This is a genomic window from Dermacoccus sp. NHGro5 (assembly GCF_017565385.1).
Taxonomy (GTDB): domain Bacteria; phylum Actinomycetota; class Actinomycetes; order Actinomycetales; family Dermatophilaceae; genus Dermacoccus; species Dermacoccus nishinomiyaensis.
In genome coordinates this window covers 135,530-156,381 of the sequence record NZ_JAGEKQ010000008.1, presented here as the reverse complement: position 1 = coordinate 156,381, position 20,852 = coordinate 135,530, and the positions used below count along the sequence as shown (strand labels likewise).

Here is a 20,852-nt window from a genome sequence, read left to right as displayed (position 1 = left end):
GGGGCAGGCGTAATTTCCTGAGACGTGGAGAGCATAGATGTTCGATAAGAAAAAGCAGCCTAGTGTGGAACTGGCCGGTGAGGCCGCTCACGCCTCTGCCGTCGCGCAGTTGAGGGCCTCCTTCGAAGCCATCCCCGCCGGCGCCACGGTGCGCCTCGCGAAGAAGACCTCGAACCTCTTCCGTCCGCGTGAGAAGGCGAAGGTAGGCCTCGATGTCAGCGGCCTGACGGGCGTCATCAGAATCGACGCCGACGCTCGCACGGCCGATGTCCAGGGCATGTGCACGTACGAGAACCTCATCGCCGCTACTCTCGAGCACGGCCTCATGCCGCTCGTCGTCCCGCAGTTGCGCACGATCACCCTCGGCGGCGCCGTGACCGGCCTCGGCATCGAGTCGACGTCGTTCAAGAACGGGCTGCCGCACGAATCCGTCCTCGAGATGGACATCCTCACCGGCACCGGCGAGCTGCTCACCGCCTCGCCGACCAACGAGCACGCCGACCTCTTCCGCGCCTTCCCGAACAGCTACGGCAGCCTGGGCTACGCGACGCGTCTGCGCATCGAACTGCAGCCGATCGGCGACCTCGTCGAGACGCGCAACGTGCGGTTCGCGAGCGTCGCAGCCATGACGCGAGCGATCGACGCCATCGTCGAGACCCGCGAGTGGCAGGGCGAACGCGTCGACGGCCTCGACGGCATGATCGTCAGCAAGAACGAGGCCTATCTCGTGCTCGCCAACTTCTTCCCCGAGACGCGCCGTCGCCCGAGCGACTACACGGGGCAGAACATCTTCTACAAGAGCATCAGCGAACTCGACCGAGACACGTTGAGCGCGCACGACTACATCTGGCGTTGGGACACCGACTGGTTCTGGTGCTCCGACGCGTTCTTCGCACAGAACCCGAAGGTGCGACGCGTGTGGCCGCGCAAGTACCGTCGCAGCGACTTCTACCACCGCATCGTCGGGTGGGAGAACCGCTGGGGCTTCGCCGCGAAGATCGATGAGATGCGCGGCGAACTGCCGCGCGAGCGCGTCGTGCAGGACGTCGAGGTGCCCCTCGAACAGCTCGAGACGTTCATGCCGTGGTTCGACGAGCACGTCGGCATGACGCCCGTGTGGGTGTGCCCGCTGCGCCTGCGCGGCGACGCGTGGCCGCTGTACCAGCTCGAACCGAACCGCACGTACGTCAACGTCGGGTTCTGGGGCACCGTCGCCATCACCCCCGGACGGGCTGACGGCGACGTCAACCGCGACATCGAGGCCGTACTGCCGACGATGCACGGCCACAAGTCGCTCTATTCCGACGTCTACTACGACGCCGAGACGTTCGAAGAGCTGTACGGCGCAGACGAATACCGCCGCATGAAGAGGAAGTACGACCCGCAGGGCCGCCTTCCTGAGTTCGCTGACAAGATGAGGACGCACGCATGAGCCAGACCACGACCGCCACCCCCCTCGTCGCCCAGGCCGTCCAGGCCGTGTTGGAGGAGCCGTTGCCGTTCCGCATCACGGCGTACGACGGCACCGACATCGGCCCGCGTGACAGCGACATCGCCGTGCGTGTCGAGAGCGAGGAGGGGCTGCGCTACCTCCTCAGCGCCCCTGGCGATCTCGGCCTCGCCCGCGCCTATCTGACGGGCACGCTGACCGGCACCGGTTTCCACCCTGGTGACCCCTACGAGGTGTTCAGCCGCATCAAGCGTGACGTGCGCACGAAGCAGCTGACGCCGAAGGGCGTCGCGTCGGCGCTCGCACCCGTCGTCAAACAGCTGGGGCCGAAGGCGTTCGTCCACCCGCCGCTGCCCGAGGTCGAGAACGAGCCCCGCTGGAAGCGCCACCTCGCCAAGGTGAACCCGGTGGGCCGCGCCGCCGACTCGATCAAGCACCACTACGACGTCTCGAACGCGTTCTACGAGAAGGTGCTCGGTGAGTCGATGGCCTACACGTGCGCCGTGTTCGACACGCCGGACGACACCCTCGAGGACGCGCAGGAGCGCAAGTTCGCCCTCGTCGCCGACAAGCTCGACCTGCAGCCCGGCCAACGGCTGCTCGACGTCGGCTGCGGCTGGGGCGGCATGGCGATGCACGCCGCTCGCGAGCGTGGCGTCCACGTCATAGGCGTCACCCTGAGCAAGGAACAGGCCGAGTGGGGTCAGCGCGCCGTGCGTGAGGCGGGCCTCGAGGGTCTCGTCGAGATCCGCCACGGCGACTACCGCGACGTCACCGAGACGGGCTTCGACGCCGTCAGCTCGATCGGCCTCACGGAGCACATCGGCGTGAAGAACTACGCCAACTACTTCTCGTTCCTGCACTCGAAGCTGCGCGACGGTGGCCGCCTGCTCAACCACTGCATCACGCGTCGCGACGACTCGGCATCGGCCAAGCCGGAGCCGTTCACCGATCGCTATGTCTTCCCCGACGGCGAGCTCGCCTCGCCGGGGCGGCTCATCAGTGAGTGCCACGACGCCGGTTTCGAGGTTCAGCATGACGAGAACCTGCGCCTGTCGTACGCCTTGACGCTGCGCGACTGGTGCCGCAACCTCGAGGCGAACTGGGATTTCTGCGTCGCCGAGGCGGGCCTTCCGACCGCGCAGGTGTGGGGCATCTACATGGCCGGTTCACGCCTCGGGTTCGAGGAGGGCTGGCTGCACCTGCACCAGGTGCTCGCCACGAAGACGACCGACAACGGCGACAACGGCGGCTACCCGCTGGGCTCGCACTGGGCACGCTGAGCTCTCACTGGCCGTGCTGAGCGGCCGCCCGTTGCCCGTCCAGACGCAGGCGACGCGCAATCATGACGGTGGGGTGATGCCGACGAGCATCGCCGCCACCGTCATGATCTGTGTCCACGCGAACGCGTTCTGGAACGAACTGTTCGCGATGACGACGGCCGCGGAGCGCAGGTTGAACGCGAGGATTGCGGCGCTGGCCCCTGACGCGTGGCGTGTGCGCGCCCAGTAGACGAGAGCGCCGACGCCCGGCGCGAGCAGCGACCACATGTACGCGCTGAAATCGCTGCCACCGTGCGACTTCACGAACTCGACCGTGACGATCGACCCTCTGATCTCGAACACGGTCAGGGCGATCATGAACCATCGATCACCGCTGCTCACCGACGGGGGAGTGCTCCACGAGCGTTCTGCTCTCAGTGTGGCCGCCCGGGTGCGGCGGGGCCCCTGACGAATGTCACGGTGTGGCCGCCGTTGATGCATAACTCGACCTTTATGTTTGGCCAGTGCTACGTTATGCGTGGGTCACGAGCCCCGGCGCGAAGTCTCGGCTGGCCGGGCGGCAACCCCCATGCGAACGCACACGGTGCGTCGGGGTGCCCCGAGTAACGACCCGGCCGCCCGTCGACCGACGCGGCGGCAAGCGCAACGAAGGGTCTGCCATGACACTCCTCGACACCACGCCCGACGCGAACGTCGACTCCGCGCGCGGCGCACCGACGGGTGTTCCGACGAGCGCAGCGGCGCGCCACGGCGGCACCGTCGCGACGCCCGGGCTGCGCATCGAACGCCTCGGCCCGGCGTTCGGCGCAATCGTCCACGGCGTCGACCTCGCGCAGGTCGACGACGCGATAGCGTTCGACCTGCGCCGCGCGCTGCTCGCGCACAAGGTGCTCTTCTTCCGCGGTCAGGACGCGTTCGACGACGACGCTCAGGTGCGCCTCGGCAACCTGCTCGGCGAGCTGACGGCGGGTCACCCCGTCGCGAGCACGCACGAGCGCAAGGAGATCTACTCGATCGACTCCTCCGACCCCGAGTTCTCGTTCTCCGACGAGTGGCACACGGACGTCACGTTCATGAAGGAGCCGCCGGCCATCAGCATCCTGCGCGCCGTGACGCTGCCCGACTACGGCGGCGACACCTCCTGGGCCGACGCTCAGGCGGCGTACGACTCGCTGTCGAAGCCGTTCCGCGGCCTCGTCGACCAGCTCATCGCCGCCCACGACGGCAACCGCGAATGGGGCGCGTACCTGCGCAAGCATGGTGGGCAGGAGTGGAACGGCAAGGTCGTCACCGAGCTGCCCGTCGTCGAGCACCCCGTCGTGCGCGTCCATCCCGAGACGGGACGGCGTGGGCTGTTCGTCAACCCCGGTTTCACCTCCCACATCGTCGGCGTGTCGCAGGCCGAGTCGCGGGCGATCCTCGACGTGCTGTACGCGCACCTGACGCAGCCCGAACACACGATCCGCCACCGTTGGGCGCCCGGCGACGTCGGCATCTGGGACAACCGCGCGACGTCGCACTACGCCAACCGCGACTACGTCGACGCCAACCTTGGCCCGCGTGCCATGAGGCGCGTGACGGTCGGTGGCGACAAGCCCGTCGGCGTCAACGGCCTGACGGGTGGCGCAGCTGCCTGACGGTGTGAGCTGACATGACGCGGTGCGGGTCTCTGGGGCCCGCATCGCGTCGTCATGTACCCCTCTGCGATTTTCGTCCCCCTTCGCGAATCCCGTCCACATCGGCGAATCCTGTCCCCATTCGCGATTTTCGTCCCCATCGGCGATTTGCGTCCACATTCGTCCAGCCGGCCGTCGGGAAAATCAGTCGCCGGGGGCGTCGCACGGTGATGGAATGACGGGATGCTGACGCTCATCAGGCCCGACGCCGCTCGCTACGACGACTGGAAGGGCGCATTCGACGAGTTCGGCGCGTCGCCGAAAGACGGAACGGGTTATCGTCGCGACGACGTCGTCGACACGTCGCGCGCCGGGTTCGACGCCTACCTCGCCGATCGTGCACGCCAGCGCGACACAACCGTCGCGCCGCCTGAGGGATTCGTGCACTGCAGCTATTTCTGGGTGCTCGACGGCCCGCGGGCGGGGGAGGGTGACATCGTCGGCTTTCTGGCCCTGCGTCACACCCTCACCGAGGTGCTGTATGAGGCGATCGGTCACATCGGCTACTCGGTGCGTCCCAGCGCTCGTGGGCGGGGCGTCGCCGCGGGCGCGCTGATGCTCGGTCTCGACGAGGCGCGGGCGCTCGGCGTCGAACAGGTGCTGGTGTGCTGCAGCACCGAGAATCCGGCGTCACGCGCCGTCATCGAGAAGTGCGGCGGCCAGTTCGAGGACGTCCGCTCCCACCCCGCGTTTCCGGGCGAGACACGTCGTTACTGGTTCGGCTCGCCGCCGTTTCCGCAGGGACCGACGGCCTGACGCCGGCTGCCTCGGGTGCGGATGTGACCGAAACTCGCGGATGAGGACGAGAATCGCCGATGTGTGACCGCCGTTCGCAGAGGTGGACGAGAATCGCCGACGGGGACAGGAATCGCAGAAGGGGCACGGTGCGGGGCGGCCCGGCCGAGGTCAGTCCCCATCCGAACTCAGGCCCCCAAACCCTCAGCCGTCGTGACCAGGATGTGATTGCTCGGTCCGCGAGCCGAGACGCCGTACCCACGGGTAGACCCCTAGTGTGGCCTTACTCACATCGGCCGTCATGGCCACCAGCACTACCAGGAGGTCACCGTGGCGGCGTCACGTCTCGACACCCTCGACCGCGATCCGGGGTTGCCCCCCGTCGCCGTCGAACCCCCTCGCACCATCACCGGGCGGCAGAAGATCATGATCGTCGTCGCGGCGATCGTCGCCGCCATCGGCTGGACGATGGTCGCCTTCGTCCGCGGTGAGCACGTCAACGCCATCTGGTTCGTGTTCGCGGCCGTCGGCAGCTACGTCATCGGCTACATGCTCTACAGCCGTCTCATCGCGTACAAGGTCGTGCAGCCGCGCGACGACATCGCGACGCCGGCGGAGCAATTCGAGAACGGCCAGGACTACATGCCGACGGACCGTCGCGTCCTGTTCGGCCATCACTTCGCCGCCATCGCCGGCGCCGGCCCGCTCGTCGGCCCTGTGCTCGCCGCGCAGATGGGGTACCTGCCGGGCACGATGTGGATCATCTTCGGCGTCATCTTCGCGGGCGCCGTGCAGGACTACATGGTGCTCGCCATCTCGACGCGCCGTGGCGGCCGCAGCATCGGCCAGATGGCGCGCGACACGCTCGGCCCCGTCGGTGGTTGGGCGGCGATGCTCGCCGTCATGACGATCATGGTCATCCTCATCGCGGTGCTCGGCCTCGTCGTCGTCAACGCGCTCGCCGAGTCGCCGTGGGGTGTGTTCTCGATCGCGATGACGATCCCGATCGCCCTGTTCATGGGCTGCTACCTGCGCTTCCTGCGTCCGGGGTCGGTCACCGAGGTGTCGCTCATCGGCGTCGTGCTCCTGCTGCTCGCGATCGTCTCCGGCGGCTGGGTCGCCGAGACGGCCTGGGGCAAGGACATGTTCACGCTGTCTCCGACGGCGCTCGCCTGGTGCCTCATCGTCTACGGGTTCGCCGCGGCCGTCCTGCCGGTCTGGCTGCTGCTCGCGCCGCGTGACTATCTGTCGACGTTCATGAAGGTCGGCACGATCGTCCTGCTCGCGCTCGGCATCATCATCGCGCGTCCGGCGATCGACATCCCCGCGATCACGTCGTTCGGCAAGCACGGCAACGGTCCCGTCTTCGCGGGTTCGCTGTTCCCGTTCCTGTTCATCACGATCGCGTGCGGCGCGTTGTCCGGCTTCCACGCGCTCATCTCGTCGGGCACGACGCCGAAGCTCATCCAGAAGGAGAGCCAGGCGCGACTCATCGGGTACGGCTCGATGCTCGTCGAGTCGTTCGTCGCCATCATGGCGCTCATCGCGGCGGCCATCATCGACCAGCACCTGTACTTCGTCATCAACGCCCCCGCCGGCGTGACGGGTGGGACGGCCGAGAAGGCCGCGGCGTGGGTGAACTCGATAGGCTTGGGCGGTAATCCGATCACCGCGCCCGAGATCACGCAGGCCGCGAAGGACGTCGGCGAGGCTTCGGTCGTGTCGCGCACCGGTGGCGCCCCGACGTTCGCGTTCGGCATGTCGGACGTGTTCAGCCGCGTCATCCCAGGCGATTCGATGAAGCAGTTCTGGTACCACTTCGCGATCATGTTCGAGGCGCTGTTCATCCTGACGACGGTCGACGCCGGCACGCGCGTCGCACGTTTCATGTTGTCGGAGACGCTCGGCAACGTGCCCGGGCTGCACCGCTTCCGTGACACGTCCTGGCGCGTCGGTGCGTGGATCTCGACGCTCGTCGTCGTCGCCGCATGGGGTTCGATCCTGCTCATGGGCGTCACCGACCCGCTGGGTGGCATCAACACGCTGTTCCCGCTGTTCGGCATCGCCAACCAGTTGCTCGCCGCCGTCGCGCTGACGGTCGTGACGGTCGTCGTCATCCGCAACGGCAAGGCGAAGTGGGCGTGGATCCCGGGCATCCCGCTCGCCTGGGATCTGCTCGTGACGATGGTCGCGAGCTACCAGAAGATCTTCTCGAGCGACGCGAAGATCGGCTACTGGGCGCAGCACAACGCGTTCGTCGACGCCAAGAACAAGGGGTTGACGAAGTTCAAGACGGCCAAGACCCCCGAGGAGATCGACGCCGTCATCCGCAACACGCTCATCCAGGAGACGCTCTCGGTTCTCTTCGCGGTGCTCGTCATCGTCGTCGTCATCGCGGGTGTGTTCGCGGCGCTCAAGGCGCTGCGCAGCGAGCACGTCGACCCCGAGGTGCGCGACGACGCGGTGCCGTCGCAGATCTTCGCGCCGAGCGGCATGCGCGTCACGCCCGACGAGGAGAGCGTGCTCGCGCAGTGGCGTGAGGCGGGCCTCGACCCCGAGGGCGTGCATGCGGGTGAGCGCGTCCATGCCTGAGCCGCGCGGAATCGTCGGCACGCTCAAGTGGTACGTCGCCTCGATGATGGGCGACAACCACTACGAGCGCTACCTGCGCCATCACGCCGTCGCCCACCCCGGCGAGGCGCCGATGTCGAAGCGCGACTACTGGCGTGAACGCACCGACGCCCAGGACCGCAACCCCGGCGCGCGGTGTTGCTGACGGGTCTCGGTTCAAGACCGCGGGTCTGAACACGACGAGAGGGGCTGACGCATCAAGCGTCAGCCCCTCTCGCAGTGCGGCCCGTCACTGTCGCAAGCGATCCGTCCGTGCGACGGGTTGGGCCAGGCTCGGCAACGAATGTGGACGAAAATCGCAGATGGGGACGGGAATCGAACAGGGGGCGCGTGTCAGCGGCGCAGCGTCTGGCCCAGGATGCCGGGGAGGTGACGGCGGACGTCGGACATGCGTGAGTGACGCGCGTTGGCGACGCGCACGCGCAGTGCCTTCTCCTCGACCCACATCTCCATCTCACGCACGTCGCCGAGGACGTCGCCGTCGAGTTCGAGCGCGCGCGGGCGTCCCATGGCCTTGGCCGCGACGCGGGCGCAGCGTGTGCGCTCGACGCGACCCGTGGTGCGCCGCGAGCGGGCGAAGATCTGCGCCGAGAGCGCAGCCCATTGCAGGGGCCCGTCGGCGGAGAGCCAGACGGTGTCGAAGCGCCCGTCGGTGCCGTTGGCGCCTGGCATGAGTTGCACCCCCGCCGTCAGCTGACCGAAGTTGCCGACGAGCAGCGTCGTCGTCTTCTTCGTGTGCGGCGCGCCATCGTCGAAGGAGGCGAGCATGCGCTCGGGGCGCTGGGTCACGTAGCGCGCACCGGCGATGGGGTAGGCCATCCACCCGATCCGCTTCTTGAGGGTCTCGCTCGTGGCGTTCATGATGTCGCCATCGAGTCCGAAGCCGGCCATGATGAGGAAGGTGTCGTTCGTCGCCGAGCCGTCCCCGAACGTCGCGTGCACCCGCCCGACGTCGATGACGGTGTCCTCGCCCGCGAGCGACCGCGCGAAGTTGAGCGCCGCCGAGCCGTCCACCGAGACGCCGAGGTTGCGCGCGAGCAGGTTGCCGGTGCCCTGTGGCATCAACCCCAGCGGCACGCTCGTGCCGCTCAGCGCCGCGCCGACGTGGCGCACCGTTCCGTCGCCACCGGCGGCGAAGACGATGTCGCAGCCCTGGCGCAGTGCTTGCTGCGTCTGGCCGGTGCCGGGGTCGTCGATGCGGGTCTGCAGCCACAGCGGCTCGGCCCATCCGGCGTCGCGCGAGACGTCGACGCATTCGCGGCGCAGGGCGCCGAGGTCGTCGACCTTCGTGGGGTTGACGACGATCGCGGCGCGCGGACGGGAGGGCGTGTTCGACACGCCTTGCACTGTAACTGGAATGACGCAGATTCGCGCGGGCGATAGCCTGGAGGGGTGATCGACATTCGACTGCTTCGTGACAACCCTGACGCCGTCCGCGCGAGCCAGCGTGCTCGCGGCGCTGACGAGGGCGTCGTCGACCGCATTCTCGAGCTCGACGCGACGCGCCGCAGTTCGCTCGGCGAGTTCGAGAGGGTACGCGCCGAGCAGAAGCAGGTGTCGAAGAGCGTCGGCGCCGCGATGGGTGCGCTCAACAAGGCCAAGAAGAGCGGTGACGACGCGGAGGTCGCGCGTCTGCAGGCCGAGGCCGAGGCCGCGCGCGAGAACGCTGCGACCTTGAGCGCCCGCGTCAAGGAGCTCGAGGCCACTGCCGACGAGGCGGGCAAGGAGTTCGACGCGCTGCTTCGCACCGTCCCCAACGTCGTCCTCGACGGCGTGCCGGCGGGTGGCGAGGACGACTTCGTCACCGTCAAGACGGTCGGTGAGGCCCCGACGTTCGACTTCGAGCCGAAGGATCACCTCGAGATCGGTGAGCTCATCGGCGCGATCGACATGGAGCGTGGCACGAAGGTCTCGGGTTCGCGCTTCTACTTCCTCAAGGGTGTCGGCGCGCGCCTCGAGCTGGCGCTGCTGCAGATGGCGCTCGACCAGGCCATCGCGAACGACTTCACCCCGATGATCACCCCGACCCTCGTGCGGCCGGAGACGATGCAGGGCACCGGCTTCGACGTCGCGCACGACTCCGAGATCTACCGCGTGCAGGAGGAGGACAACCTCTACCTCGTCGGCACCTCGGAGGTCGCGCTCGCCGGCTACCACGCGGACGAGATCTTGAACGTCGACGCTCCCGTGCGCTACGCCGGTTGGTCGAGCTGCTACCGCCGCGAGGCCGGTTCGTACGGCAAGGACACGCGCGGCATCATCCGCGTCCACCAGTTCAACAAGGTCGAGATGTTCTCCTACTGCCGCATCGAGGACGCCGAAGCGGAGCACGCTCGCATGCTCGCGTGGGAAGAGGAGATGCTGGGCAAGTGCGAGCTGTCCTACCGCGTCATCGACACCGCCGCCGGTGACCTCGGCACGTCCGCCGCACGCAAGTTCGACTGCGAGGCCTGGGTGCCGACGCAGGGCACCTACCGCGAGCTGACGTCGACGTCGAACTGCACGACGTTCCAGGCGCGCCGCCTCAACATCCGTGAGCGCACCGACGGCGCGACGCGTTCGGTCGCGACGCTCAACGGCACGCTCGCGACGACGCGTTGGCTCGTCGCCATCCTCGAGACGCACCAGCAGGCTGACGGCTCGGTGCGTGTGCCCGAGGCGCTGCGCACGTACATGGGTGGCCTCGAGGTGCTGCCCGTCGTCTGACGACGAGCTCGGACGACGCAGTCCGACGAGGGCTGACGCGGGCCGGCGTCCTGGGCGGGTGCCGGCCCGCGCTCAGCCGATGAAGATCTCCCCGTGCGGATCGATCGCCACCATGATGGCGACGATGATGGTGGCGCCCAGGAAGCCGCTGACGAGTTCGCGCATCTTCTTGGCGCCCATGCCGTTGTCGGTCGCCTCCAGCCACCGTGCGGTGCGGTAGCTCATTAGCGTCATGAGGGCGAATCCGACGGCGCCCGCCCCAGCCATCGCGACGGGGGTGATAGGTGTCGCCGTACTCGGTCGCACCATGGGGATCACGCCGCCGATGACGCCGCCCATCTCGCTCGTCTCATGCACGCCCGGCAGGGGGTCGTCGTGCTGGCCCGAATGATTCGAGCCCGACCAGTTCGTGCCGGCGGGCCCGGCCATGTCGGTGCCGGGGGCCGTCCCCGCGGCATGCTCGGCGCTCGCGTCGTCTCCTCGCGTCGTCTGCTCCCGCCACGCGATGCGGCAGTCGGTGCCGCTGTGGTCGCTCCATGCTCATGCCCGTATGACGCGCCCGTCGTTGCATCCGTTCCCGCAGGCCCCGGTGGTTCGCGTCCGTCGGGTGACAATGAGCGCATGAACGACACCTCCCACGAGACGTCCAAGGCGAACCGTCGTGCCCTCACGCGCCGCACGGGGTTTCGGTTGGTGATCAGCGTGATCGTCGGTGTGCTCGCGGCGTTCGTCACGATCGCCGTCGCCGACCGGACGATCGTGTTCGACGTCATGACGGGGTGGACGGTCGGCGCGATCGTCGTCAGTGCGTGGACGTGGCTGAACGTGCGTGGCATGAACCCGACGCAGGCCGCCGAGCACGCACGCGAGGAGGATCCGAGCGTCGCAGGAGCGGACGCCACCGTCATCATCGCGACGATGGCGAGCCTCGCGGGGGTCGGGTTGCTGCTCGTCGCGGGCAAGCACAAGACGGGCACCGCCGAAGCCGTGCTCGGCACGGCGAGCGTCGTCGCGTCCTGGTTTCTCGTGCACCTCACGTACATGCTGCGCTACGCCCGTCAGTACTACGGGCCGGCGCCGGCCAGCAACGGCATCGACTTCGAGGGCGGCGAACCCGACTACTACGACTTCGCGTACGTCGCGTTCGACCTCGGAATGACGTACCAGATCAGCGACACCAACCTGAAGAACCGGTGGGTGCGACGCCTCGTGCTGCAGCACACGCTGCTCAGCTACGCGCTCGGCGTCGGCGTCGTCGCGACAGCCATCAACCTCGTCGTGTCGCTCGCGACGAACTGACGCTCCGTCGCGCGGGGGAGGCGGGCTGTCGGTGGTGGCGTCTACCCTCGCAGGCGTGAGGGAGTTCTTCGGTCTGGACGACGACTGGGTGCGGCCGCTGCCGCCCGGATGGCAGCGACGCGATGCCGTGATCGCCGTCGTCTTCCTGCTCGGTGCCGTCGTCGAGCTCGAGGCGATGCGCGCGTTGGGTCTGCCGCGCGGCACCTGGGGGCGGCCCGCGCTCTATGCGGCGACGCTCGTCGGGATGCTGCCGCTCGTGTGGCGGCGACGCTTCCCCCTCGCCGTCATGCTGCTGCTCGCCGCGCACATGTTCGCCTTCGGCATGGCGCAGTACGTCGTCATGGGCAACCTCGCGATGCAGGCGGCCTACTTCTTCTCCATCTTCACCGCACTCGCCTGGGGCCGAGATCGCCGGATGACGATGGTCGCGGCGAGCGCCGTCGTCGTGTTCATGTTCGGGTGGGTGGCCGTGCAGCTGTCGGTCGCGTCGGGGCGTGACGCGCTCGTCGACGCCTACAGAAACGGCCGCGGCACCCGCGATGACGCGCTGTTCGGCCCTGGCACAGGAGCGGTGCTCACGAGCGTCATGATGAACGTCCTGTTCTTCGTCACCGCCGTCGCGACGGGCGCCAACTCGTGGCGTGGAGCTCGCGCCCGAGCCCGCGCCGAGGATCAGGCACGCACGATCGAGGAGCAGTCGGCGCAGCTCACCGAACGCGCCGTCGTCGACGAACGACTGCGCATCGCCCGCGAACTGCACGACGTCGTCGCCCACCACGTCGCCGCGATCGGCGTGCAGGCCGCGGCCGCACGCAAGCTCATGGCGAAGGACCTGTCGCTCGCGGCCACGTCGCTGACGAACGTCGAGACCTCCTCGCGCGACGCCGTCACGCAGATGCGCAGCCTGCTCGGCACCCTGCGAACCGGGGACGGCGCGTCGTCCGGGCCGGGCCGTCTGCCGCCTGGCGGCGGGGTGGTGTCGGCTGATCTGGCGGTCGCCGCGTCATCGGACGGTTCGCTCGCGACGAGGAACGAGCGCGAGACGGGCGTTGCGCTGGACGCGACGCACCGTCGTCCCGAACCTGGGTTGGACGATCTGCCGCGACTGGTCGAAGAGGTCACCTCGCCCGGGTTCGACGTCGAACTGCGCGACCTCATCGGTGACGTCGACGTGCCCGGCAGTGTCCAACACAGCCTCTACCGCACCGTGCAGGAGGCGCTGGCCAACATCCGGCGCCACTCGACGGCGACGTCCGCGTCCGTCACGGTGCGCAGTGGCGGCGGCGAGGGAGGGGCCGGTGCGCCGCGCTACGCAGAGGTCGAGATCCTCGACGAGGGGCGCCCACGGCAGGGCACCTCGGGCAGCGGCATGGGACTGCTCGGCATGCGTGAACGCGTGACGGCTCATCGCGGCAGCGCCGAGATCGGCCCCCGGCTGACCGGTGGGTACCGCGTGCGCGTCAGGCTGCCGCTACCCGACGCGCGAGGCGACGACGGCGGGCGCTCATGACCGGGGCCGCAGCGAGAGGCCGACAGAGGCAGCGAACGACAGGAAGGCGGGCCTGATGGACGCGCTCAAAGTCGTCATCGTCGATGACCAGAAGATGGTGAGCAGCGGATTCTCGCTCATCCTGTCCGTGGAGGACGACATCGACGTCGTCGCCACCGCGACGAACGGGGCGCAGGCGCTGGACGTGGCCCGCGAGGTGCGGCCCGACGTCACCTTGATGGACGTGCAGATGCCCGTCATGGACGGCATCGAGGCCACGCGACGGTTCGTCGACGAGGGGCTCGGGCGTGTCGTCATCCTCACGACGTTCGATCGCGACGACTACCTCTTCAGTGCGCTCGACGCGGGCGCGAGCGGCTTCTTGCTCAAGAACGCCGACGCGGACGACCTCGCCGACGCCGTGCGCGCCGTCGGGCACGGACACGCCCTGCTCGCCCCTGAGGTGACGCGGCGCGTCATCGAACGACGCGTGCAGGACGGGTCGCTCGGCGCGGGCTCCGAGGCCGCCGGTGCCGCCCGGGCCGCTGACGACGGCCCGGGCAACGTCGGACCGGCGACGTCGGCCTGGCCCTCGGCCTCATCGGCCCACTCGACGCCCTCGCTGCCCCCGAGGAGGACGGGCGAAGGCGGCCGTCTTGATGACCTCACCCCGCGCGAACGGGAGGTGCTGGGTCTGCTCGGGCGTGGGCTGTCCAACGCGGAGATCGCGGCGGCGCTGTTCGTCGGTGAGGCCACCGTCAAGACACACGTGTCGAACGTGCTGATGAAGCTCGGTCTGCGCGATCGGGTGCAGGCCGTCGTCGCGGCCTATGAGACGGGCCTGGTGCGCGTCGGCGACTGACAGCTCCGTCGCGAGGGGGAGGCGCGAAGATCCGTCGCGCGCCGGATCCGGCACGACGGCCGACGCGACAGGCTGGAGGAACGATCGAACATGACGAGGGAGCGGAACATGTTGGAAGCCAGAGGCCTGACCCGCAGGTTCGGTGACAAGACGGCCGTCGACGACGTGTCGTTCGAGGTCGCCGACGGGCAGATGACGGGTTTCATCGGCGGCAACGGCGCCGGCAAGACCACGACGATGCGGATGATCATGGGCGTGCTCGAGCCCAGCGCCGGGGAGGCGTTGTGGAACGGCGAGCCGATGACGCGCGAACATCGCCGGCGCATCGGATACATGCCCGAGGAGCGGGGGCTGTACCCGAAGCAGCCCCTCATCGACCAGCTCGTCTACCTCGCCCAGCTGCGCGGCGTCGCACCCGCTGCGGCGCGTGCCCGCGGGCTCGAACTGCTCGAACGGTTCGGCCTCGGCGACCGAGCGAAGGACAAGCTCGAAGCGCTGTCGCTCGGCAACCAGCAGCGCGTGCAGATCGCGGCGTCCGTCATCGCCGAGCCGGACGCGCTCATCCTCGACGAGCCGTTCAGCGGCCTCGACCCGCGCGCCGTCGACGCGATGGCCGACCTGCTGCGCGAGTTCACCTCGCGCGGCGTGCCCGTGCTGTTCAGCAGCCACCAGCTCGACCTCGTCGAACGCCTCTGCGACAGCCTCGTCTTCCTCGCGGGCGGCCGCGTCGCCGCGCAGGGCACGGCCGCGCAGCTGCGCCGCAGCGGACGCGTCCGTCACCGCCTCGTCCTCGACTCCGACGCCGGGTGGGTGCGTGACGTCGCCGACCGTCTCGGCATCGGTGTCGTCGACGTCGACGGCCCGCGGGCGCTGCTCGAACTGCCCGACGACGCCGAGGGCCGCGAAAGGGCGTCCGACGAGTTGCTGCGCACCGTCATGGCACGCGCGAGCATCCGCGAATACGCCGAGGTCCTGCCCCAGCTCGCCGACATCTACCGGGAGGTGGCGTGATGAACGTCCAGACAGCTCAGCGTGATTCGCGTCCGGCGTGGCAGATCGTCGCCCTGCGCGAGATCGCCGTCAAGGCGCGCGACAAGAACTTCCTCGTCGGCCTCGGCGTCACCCTCGCCATGGTGATCGGCACGTTCGCCGTCCAGGTGTGGATCGCCGGCAAGACGGACACGCAGAAGGTCGCGATCGTCGACACGAAGGGCGCCTCCGGGCCGTCGGCGAAGCAGGTCGTCGACGGCGCTGCGACGAGCGCGAAGGACGGCGGCGCGAAGGTCGAGTACACGAGCACGGCGTTCCCCGACGATGTCGCAGCCCGCGCCGCCGTCACGAAGGGCGACGCCGACGCCGCACTGCTGCGCACCAACGGCGGCTGGCAACTCATCGGCGACAAGAGAATCGACGACGGGTTGAAGAAGAACGTGACGACGAGCGCCGCACAACTGGCGCTCGCGTCGAACGCGGCATCGCAGGGCGTCGAGCTGTCGTCGCTGACGAAGGGCGGCGCCGTGGCGACGTCGACGCTCAGCTCCGACGCCGACCGCGCCGGGCTCGCGAAGGTGGTGTCACTCGTCTTCGCGTTCCTGTTCTACTTCGTCGCGTTCATGTTCGGCATGCCGATCGCGCAGAGCGTCGTCGAAGAGAAGCAGTCACGCATCGTCGAAATCCTCGCGAGCGCCGTGCCGCTGCGCCACATCCTCGCCGGAAAGATCATCGGCAACGCGCTGCTCGCCATCGCTCAGGTGACGTTGCTCGCCGCCGTCGCACTCATCGGGTTGAGCCAGACCAAGTGGAGCGCCTTCGTCGGCACCGTCGCGGGCGCCTCCGGATGGTTCCTGCTGTTCTTCCTCGTCGGATTCTTCGTCGTCGCCTGTATGTTCGCCGTCGCCGGCGCGCTCGCCTCACGCAGCGAGGACGTGCAGTCGACGTCGCAGCCCGTCGTCATGCTCGTCGTCCTCGTGCTCGTCGTCGGCATGTCGCTCAGCGGCACGGCCCAGGTCGTCGCCTCGTACGTTCCGGTCGTGTCGACCGTGACGATGCCGGCACGCATCATGGACGGCAGCGCCGCATGGTGGGAGCCGATCCTTGCCATCGGCATCGCGATCGTCGCGGCGTACGTCATCACCCGTCTCGCGACGCGGCTGTATGAGCGCAGCATCATGCGCACCGGTGGGCGCCTGTCCTACCGCGAGGCGTTCAAGCTCGGGGCCTGACGACTCTGCCGTCCACTGTCGCGCGACGACCGGGCCGTGGATGGCGCCGCGGCACGTACATTGGGAGCAAGTTTTTTCGAACCTCGAATCATGAAGGAGAGGGGCATGTCGACCAACGACGAGTCCGGCCAGGGCTCGACCTGGAGCGCAGACAACAACGAGCAGGCCACCCACGTCGCGGGTGGCACCGGCGCCGGCGCGACGCCTGCGGGTTCCACGCCCGCCGGGGCCGCGTCGTCGGGCGCGGGAGTCTCGATGTCCAAGGACACGGCTGCCTCCGACGACCACACGCAGGCGATCGGCAGTGACGCGACGCGCGTCGCCCCACGCTCGGATGCGCCGGCTCAGCCGGCATGGGGCCCGTCGAGTCAGGGTGGGCAGCAGAACGCCGCGTCGTCGCAGGCATACCCGAGCGCGCCGGGGGTCGGCTATGCCGGGCCGCAGGGCGGTGGCCAGCCTGGGTATGGCCAGAGCGGATACGGGCAATACCCCGGGGGCCAGAACCCGGCGGGTCCGTCGTACGGCCAGGGCGGTTACCCGGCCGCTCCGCAGAGCGGTTATCCGTCGGCCCCGCAGGGCGGTTACCCCTCCAACAGCCCGCAGGGCGGCTACGGTTCTGCGCCGCAAGGTGGTTACCCGTCGAACAACCCACAGGGTGGCTACCCCTCGTCCGCCCAGAACGGCTACGCGTCGTCCCCGCAGGGCGGTTACCCGTCCGCGCCCCAGGGCGGCTACCCCTCGTCCCCGCAGGGCGGCTACCCGTCGTCTCCGCAGGGCGGTTACCCGTCGTCGCCCCAGGGCGGCTACCCGTCGAACAACCCGCAAGGCGGCTACGCGTCGTCTCCGCAAGGCGGTTACCCGTCCTCGCAGGGTGCGGCGGTGTCGAACCAGCAGCACTACACGTCGGCGCCGTACGGTCAGTCGTCCGCACCGGGCGTCGGGCAGACGGGCGCGGCGACGGTGACCGGCGTCGGCGCGTCGCACACAACGTCGACCGCCTCGCCTGTCGCGAAGTTCGGGCCGTTCGTGCCCGCGCTGCTCGGGCTGATCGCGCCGTTCGTGGCGTGGGTGACGTTCAAGGCCGGCAGCGAGTCGGTGGCACTCAACGGCATCGGCGGCAACAGCAACACCGCGAACTCCGCGCTCGGTGGGTCGAAGAACACGGCGGGCATCTTCGTCGCGATCCTCGCCCTCGGCCTCGTCGCGGCCGGGGTGCTCGCCTTGCTGGGCAAGCTCAACGCCAAGGTGGCGGGCCTCGTGACCGCGGCGATCGGACTCGTCATCCTCATCCTCGGCATCGTCCAGTTCCCGTCCGCGTCGAGCGCCGTGAGTTCGAATGGTGCGGCCGCCGGATACACCGCGACGATCGGTGCCGGCGTCTGGTTGACGCTGCTCTCCGGCCTCATCGCGATCGCCGTCGGCGTCGTCGCGTTTCTGCAGTCGCGCAAGGCGGACGCGACGAACCCGTCGGCGCACAACACGTCGAACGTGCAGAACAACGGGCAGGGCCCGCAGCAGCCGTGGGGTCAGCAGACCTACTGACACGCTCAACGGCACGCACCTGACGAGGCCGGCTCGCCCAAGACGGGGTGGGCCGGCCTCGTCGACGCGGTGGTGACGCTGCGTCGACTCCCTGTCGGACGCGGCTGGACCCCGGCCGTGTACGTCCCGCGACGGATGGTCGCCGCCAGGAGGGCCGTTGCGCCTAGGGTGGGTACGTGACTGTCTCTGACACCTGCGCGCCGCCCCCGTCGACCGGTTCGGCGGTTTCGTCGCAGCCGGATGGCAAGGAGTGGCCGCCGCTCATGGTGTGCCTCGACATCGATGGCACCCTGCTGCAGTACGACGGCACGATGCACGACGTCACGCGCGACGCCGTGCGCGCCTGTGTCGAGGCGGGGCATCAGGTCGTGCTGTCGACAGGGCGTGCGGTGATCGCGACGAAGCCAATCATCGACATGCTCGGCCTCTCGTCCGGCTACGCGGTGTGCTCGAACGGCGCGATCACGCTGCGTCTCGACAGCTCGCTACCCGACGGGTTCGAGACGATCGAACGCGTCACGTTCGACCCGACGCCGGCGCTGCAGATGCTGCGCGGACAGTGGGAGGACGCCGTCATCGCCGTCGAATCGGGTGACGTGTTCAAGGTGACGGCGCCGTTCCCCGACGGGGAACTCGACGGCGAACAGGTCGTCGTGCCGTGGGAGGAGCTGATGACGGAGCCCGTCACGCGCGTGACGTTCCGCTCGCCGACCGGCACGAGCGAGGACTTCCTCGACCTCGCCGAACGCGTCGGCCTGCACCAGGTCAACTACGCCGTCGGGTTCACGGCCTGGATGGACATCAACCCCGAGGGCGTGACGAAGGCGTCCGCGCTCGAGCAGGTGCGGCGCAAACTGTGCGTGGAACCAGCGAACACGGTGGCCGTCGGCGACCAGCGCAATGACGTCGAGATGCTCGAATGGGCCGCGCGCGGCGTCGCCATGGGCCAGGCGCCCGACGAGGTGAAGGCCGCCGCCGACGAGGTCACCGCTCCCATCGACGACGACGGCGCCGCCCTCGTCCTGCGTTCGCTCATCTGACCCCTTTCTGCGATCGACGCCCACATTCGCGATTCCCGTACCCATCTGCGAACGGCGTCCACATCGGCGATTCCTGTCCACATCGGCGAACGGCGTCCACCTTCGCGTGAGGCGCGTCGATTTGGGATGATGGGGCGTGCCTGATCTTCACCTGACGTCCGCGACGAACCCGCGCCTCAAGGGCCTCGTCGGCCTGCGCAAGCGCCGCACGCGCGAGACCGAGGGCCTGACGCTCGTCGAGGGGTATGACGAACTGGGTCTGGCGCTCGACGCCGGCGTCCGCCCGCAGACGCTCTACGTCTGTGACGAGTTGATGCTCGACGCGGCGCGGCAGCATGACGTCATCGACGCGGCGCGCACTGCGGGCGCGGAGATCGTCACCGTCGCGCGTCAGGCTTTCGAACGCGTCGCGTATCGCGAGGGGCCGGACGGGTTCCTCGCCGTCGTGCCGAGCGTCAACGCCCATCCGCGCATGCTCGACCTGCCCGCCAACCCGCTGCTGCTCGTCGCCGAGGGCGTCGAGAAGCCCGGAAACCTGGGCGCGATGCTGCGCACGGCTGACGCGGTGGGCGTCGACGGTGTCATCGCGGCCGACCCTGTCACCGACTGGGGCAACCCCAACGTCGTCCGCGGCTCGAAGGGCACAGTCTTCAGCGTGCCGGTTGCGGCGGCACCCACGTCAGAGACGCTGGAATGGTTGCGCGACAAGAACATTCCCCTCATCGCGACGACACCGGACACCGACGTCATGCACACCGACATCGACCTGTCCGGGCCCGTCGCCGTCGCCGTCGGCACCGAGAAGTACGGCCTCACCGACGAGATGCTGGACGCCGCGACGTCCCGCGTCCGCATCCCGATGGTCGGGCAGGTCAACTCGCTCAACGTCGCGACGAGCGCCGCCATCGTGCTCTACGAAGCCATGCGACAGCGCGGCGTGCGGGGCTGACGAGCGGCCACCCGACGCACTCAGGTGACCCCGGCGCCGCGAGCGAGGTGCCCCCCGCCACCCGTCCGCACCGGGGCGCCAGCCCGTGACGCGGCCCCGCGTCGCCGAGACGTGACCCTGATTACAAGCTGTGTTGGGTGACGTGGCACAGTGTCTCCATGCGGATTGACCACGTGATGTATGCGGCCGAGAATGACGGCCTGCAGGCCACAGCCGAGCGCCTCTCGCAGCAGCTCGGCATCGAAGTGCGTGACGGCGGCGTGCACCCGCGCTTCGGGACGCGCAACATGATCCTGCCGCTGAGGCAGGGGCGTTTCGTCGAGGTCGTCGAAGCGCTGGAGCACCCGAGCGTCGACAAGATGCCGTTCGGTCAGGCCGTCAAGGCTCGCTCCGCCAACGGCGGCGGCTGGGTCGGCTGGGTCGTCGAGCTCGACGACATGAGCGGCCCCGTCGCCAAGCTCGGCCGCCCCACCACGGAAGGTCGCCGTCACCGCCCCGACGGTGCGGAGATCACGTGGCAGCAGATCGGCGTCAGCGACCTCGTCGTCGACCCGCAGCTGCCGTACTTCATCCACTGGGACGACCCCGCGCAGCACCCGTCGAAGGACGGCGCCACGGACGTCGCGCTCAAGGGCATCACGCTTGCCGGCGCGCCCGAGCGCGTGCGCGAATGGCTCGGCCTGACGGGCGAGCCCGGCGTCGACCGCGAGGACTGGGAACCCGACATCGACTTCCAGTTCGTCGCGCCGCACGGCACCCCGTCGGTGCTGTCGGTGACGTTCGCGACCGCCAAGGGCGACGTCACGATCTGATGATCTGAGGGGCGGCGTTCCGTCCTGACGTTGAGGGCCGAAACTCTGCAGTCCAGAGTTTCGGCCCTCAACGCATCTGGTGAGGTCTGAAACTCCGCATTGCGGGATTTGAGCCCCCAACAGCCGCGTTGAGAGCTGAGGCCCCGCCATGCAGGA

General features: G+C 68.9%; 19 protein-coding genes and 1 riboswitch. Of the genes, 16 read left to right on the top strand and 3 right to left on the bottom strand.

From position 1 onward, the window contains the following. The first annotated feature begins 37 nt into the window (after positions 1-37). Together J4Z35_RS04905 and J4Z35_RS04900 are read left to right on the top strand one after the other, a co-directional pair. Positions 38-1,432: an FAD-binding oxidoreductase gene (locus tag J4Z35_RS04905; RefSeq protein WP_074039622.1), complete on the top strand. Its 1,395-nt coding sequence runs from the start codon at positions 38-40 to the stop codon at positions 1,430-1,432. Next, positions 1,429-2,733 (top strand): cyclopropane-fatty-acyl-phospholipid synthase family protein, encoded by a 1,305-nt coding sequence (locus tag J4Z35_RS04900; RefSeq protein ID WP_074039625.1) that lies wholly within the window; start codon positions 1,429-1,431, stop codon positions 2,731-2,733. The genes J4Z35_RS04905 and J4Z35_RS04900 overlap by 4 nt, the downstream gene beginning before the upstream one ends. Positions 2,734-2,793: 60 nt before the next feature. On the opposite strand, the gene J4Z35_RS04895 is transcribed toward J4Z35_RS04900, so the two are convergent. Next, positions 2,794-3,090, bottom strand: coding sequence for a hypothetical protein (locus J4Z35_RS04895; protein WP_074039628.1), 297 nt, complete (start codon positions 3,088-3,090; stop codon positions 2,794-2,796). Positions 3,091-3,253: 163 nt separating this feature from the next. Continuing rightward, positions 3,254-3,382, top strand: a riboswitch (SAM riboswitch). Between the two features lie 10 nt (positions 3,383-3,392). On the opposite strand from J4Z35_RS04895, the gene J4Z35_RS04890 reads away from it, so the two are divergent. The 4 genes from J4Z35_RS04890 to J4Z35_RS04875 all read left to right on the top strand — a co-directional run bounded on the left by J4Z35_RS04890 (position 3,393) and on the right by J4Z35_RS04875 (position 7,920). Then, positions 3,393-4,370 (top strand): TauD/TfdA family dioxygenase, encoded by a 978-nt coding sequence (locus J4Z35_RS04890; RefSeq protein ID WP_208065400.1) that lies wholly within the window; start codon positions 3,393-3,395, stop codon positions 4,368-4,370. A 222-nt stretch (positions 4,371-4,592) separates the two neighbouring features. Further along, positions 4,593-5,165, top strand: a complete 573-nt coding sequence (locus J4Z35_RS04885; RefSeq protein WP_074039631.1) for a GNAT family N-acetyltransferase — start codon at positions 4,593-4,595, stop codon at positions 5,163-5,165. A gap of 309 nt (positions 5,166-5,474) precedes the next feature. Beyond that, positions 5,475-7,736: a carbon starvation CstA family protein gene (locus J4Z35_RS04880; protein WP_074039633.1), complete on the top strand. Its 2,262-nt coding sequence runs from the start codon at positions 5,475-5,477 to the stop codon at positions 7,734-7,736. Beyond that, complete coding sequence (locus J4Z35_RS04875; protein ID WP_006946985.1) at positions 7,729-7,920, top strand: YbdD/YjiX family protein; 192 nt, start codon at positions 7,729-7,731, stop codon at positions 7,918-7,920. The genes J4Z35_RS04880 and J4Z35_RS04875 overlap by 8 nt, the downstream gene beginning before the upstream one ends. Positions 7,921-8,108: 188 nt before the next feature. On the opposite strand, the gene J4Z35_RS04870 is transcribed toward J4Z35_RS04875, so the two are convergent. Next, the gene (locus tag J4Z35_RS04870; RefSeq protein ID WP_074039635.1) at positions 8,109-9,113 is read right to left on the bottom strand and encodes a diacylglycerol kinase family protein; all 1,005 of its coding nucleotides are present in this window, start codon (positions 9,111-9,113) and stop codon (positions 8,109-8,111) included. Between the two features lie 54 nt (positions 9,114-9,167). Between J4Z35_RS04870 and serS the strand changes: the two genes are divergently transcribed. Continuing rightward, positions 9,168-10,481, top strand: coding sequence for a serine--tRNA ligase (gene serS / locus J4Z35_RS04865; RefSeq protein WP_074039636.1), 1,314 nt, complete (start codon positions 9,168-9,170; stop codon positions 10,479-10,481). A gap of 72 nt (positions 10,482-10,553) precedes the next feature. On the opposite strand, the gene J4Z35_RS04860 is transcribed toward serS, so the two are convergent. Beyond that, on the bottom strand, positions 10,554-10,838 hold the full coding sequence (locus J4Z35_RS04860; protein WP_083603794.1) for a hypothetical protein: 285 nt from the start codon (positions 10,836-10,838) through the stop codon (positions 10,554-10,556). Between the two features lie 264 nt (positions 10,839-11,102). On the opposite strand from J4Z35_RS04860, the gene J4Z35_RS04855 reads away from it, so the two are divergent. The 9 genes from J4Z35_RS04855 to J4Z35_RS04815 all read left to right on the top strand — a co-directional run bounded on the left by J4Z35_RS04855 (position 11,103) and on the right by J4Z35_RS04815 (position 20,696). After that, positions 11,103-11,780, top strand: a complete 678-nt coding sequence (locus J4Z35_RS04855; protein ID WP_160126169.1) for a DUF1345 domain-containing protein — start codon at positions 11,103-11,105, stop codon at positions 11,778-11,780. Positions 11,781-11,835: 55 nt separating this feature from the next. Further along, positions 11,836-13,290 carry a histidine kinase gene (locus J4Z35_RS04850; protein WP_235006067.1) on the top strand — a complete coding sequence of 485 codons (1,455 nt, stop codon included), beginning with the start codon at positions 11,836-11,838 and terminating at the stop codon, positions 13,288-13,290. Positions 13,291-13,345: 55 nt separating this feature from the next. Next, positions 13,346-14,131: a response regulator transcription factor gene (locus J4Z35_RS04845; RefSeq protein ID WP_074039640.1), complete on the top strand. Its 786-nt coding sequence runs from the start codon at positions 13,346-13,348 to the stop codon at positions 14,129-14,131. A gap of 108 nt (positions 14,132-14,239) precedes the next feature. Continuing rightward, positions 14,240-15,142, top strand: coding sequence for an ATP-binding cassette domain-containing protein (locus J4Z35_RS04840; RefSeq protein WP_038566572.1), 903 nt, complete (start codon positions 14,240-14,242; stop codon positions 15,140-15,142). Continuing rightward, on the top strand, positions 15,142-16,353 hold the full coding sequence (locus tag J4Z35_RS04835) for an ABC transporter permease (RefSeq protein WP_074039641.1): 1,212 nt from the start codon (positions 15,142-15,144) through the stop codon (positions 16,351-16,353). The genes J4Z35_RS04840 and J4Z35_RS04835 overlap by 1 nt, the downstream gene beginning before the upstream one ends. 105 nt (positions 16,354-16,458) lie before the next feature. Continuing rightward, complete coding sequence (locus J4Z35_RS04830; RefSeq protein WP_074039643.1) at positions 16,459-17,895, top strand: hypothetical protein; 1,437 nt, start codon at positions 16,459-16,461, stop codon at positions 17,893-17,895. A 176-nt stretch (positions 17,896-18,071) separates the two neighbouring features. Further along, on the top strand, positions 18,072-18,935 hold the full coding sequence (locus J4Z35_RS04825) for an HAD family hydrolase (protein ID WP_006947074.1): 864 nt from the start codon (positions 18,072-18,074) through the stop codon (positions 18,933-18,935). 136 nt (positions 18,936-19,071) lie between these two features. Further along, a complete protein-coding gene (locus tag J4Z35_RS04820) occupies positions 19,072-19,884 on the top strand; it encodes an RNA methyltransferase (RefSeq protein ID WP_074039644.1) in 813 nt (270 codons plus the stop codon). A 158-nt stretch (positions 19,885-20,042) separates the two neighbouring features. Continuing rightward, positions 20,043-20,696, top strand: coding sequence for a VOC family protein (locus tag J4Z35_RS04815; protein ID WP_074039645.1), 654 nt, complete (start codon positions 20,043-20,045; stop codon positions 20,694-20,696). Positions 20,697-20,852 lie beyond the last annotated feature (156 nt).

Excerpts from the sequence above, each read along its gene's own strand:
- J4Z35_RS04895 (WP_074039628.1), bottom strand. The coding sequence starts at position 3,090 with ATGATCGCCCTGACCGTGTTCGAGATCAGAGGGTCGATCGTCACGGTC.
- J4Z35_RS04900 (WP_074039625.1), top strand. The coding sequence starts at position 1,429 with ATGAGCCAGACCACGACCGCCACCCCCCTCGTCGCCCAGGCCGTCCAG.
- J4Z35_RS04855 (WP_160126169.1), top strand. The coding sequence starts at position 11,103 with ATGAACGACACCTCCCACGAGACGTCCAAGGCGAACCGTCGTGCCCTC.
- J4Z35_RS04815 (WP_074039645.1), top strand. The coding sequence starts at position 20,043 with ATGCGGATTGACCACGTGATGTATGCGGCCGAGAATGACGGCCTGCAG.
- J4Z35_RS04830 (WP_074039643.1), top strand. The coding sequence starts at position 16,459 with ATGTCGACCAACGACGAGTCCGGCCAGGGCTCGACCTGGAGCGCAGAC.
- J4Z35_RS04840 (WP_038566572.1), top strand. The coding sequence starts at position 14,240 with ATGTTGGAAGCCAGAGGCCTGACCCGCAGGTTCGGTGACAAGACGGCC.
- J4Z35_RS04845 (WP_074039640.1), top strand. The coding sequence starts at position 13,346 with ATGGACGCGCTCAAAGTCGTCATCGTCGATGACCAGAAGATGGTGAGC.
- J4Z35_RS04885 (WP_074039631.1), top strand. The coding sequence starts at position 4,593 with ATGCTGACGCTCATCAGGCCCGACGCCGCTCGCTACGACGACTGGAAG.
- J4Z35_RS04875 (WP_006946985.1), top strand. The coding sequence starts at position 7,729 with ATGCCTGAGCCGCGCGGAATCGTCGGCACGCTCAAGTGGTACGTCGCC.
- J4Z35_RS04835 (WP_074039641.1), top strand. The coding sequence starts at position 15,142 with ATGAACGTCCAGACAGCTCAGCGTGATTCGCGTCCGGCGTGGCAGATC.
- J4Z35_RS04890 (WP_208065400.1), top strand. The coding sequence starts at position 3,393 with ATGACACTCCTCGACACCACGCCCGACGCGAACGTCGACTCCGCGCGC.
- J4Z35_RS04905 (WP_074039622.1), top strand. The coding sequence starts at position 38 with ATGTTCGATAAGAAAAAGCAGCCTAGTGTGGAACTGGCCGGTGAGGCC.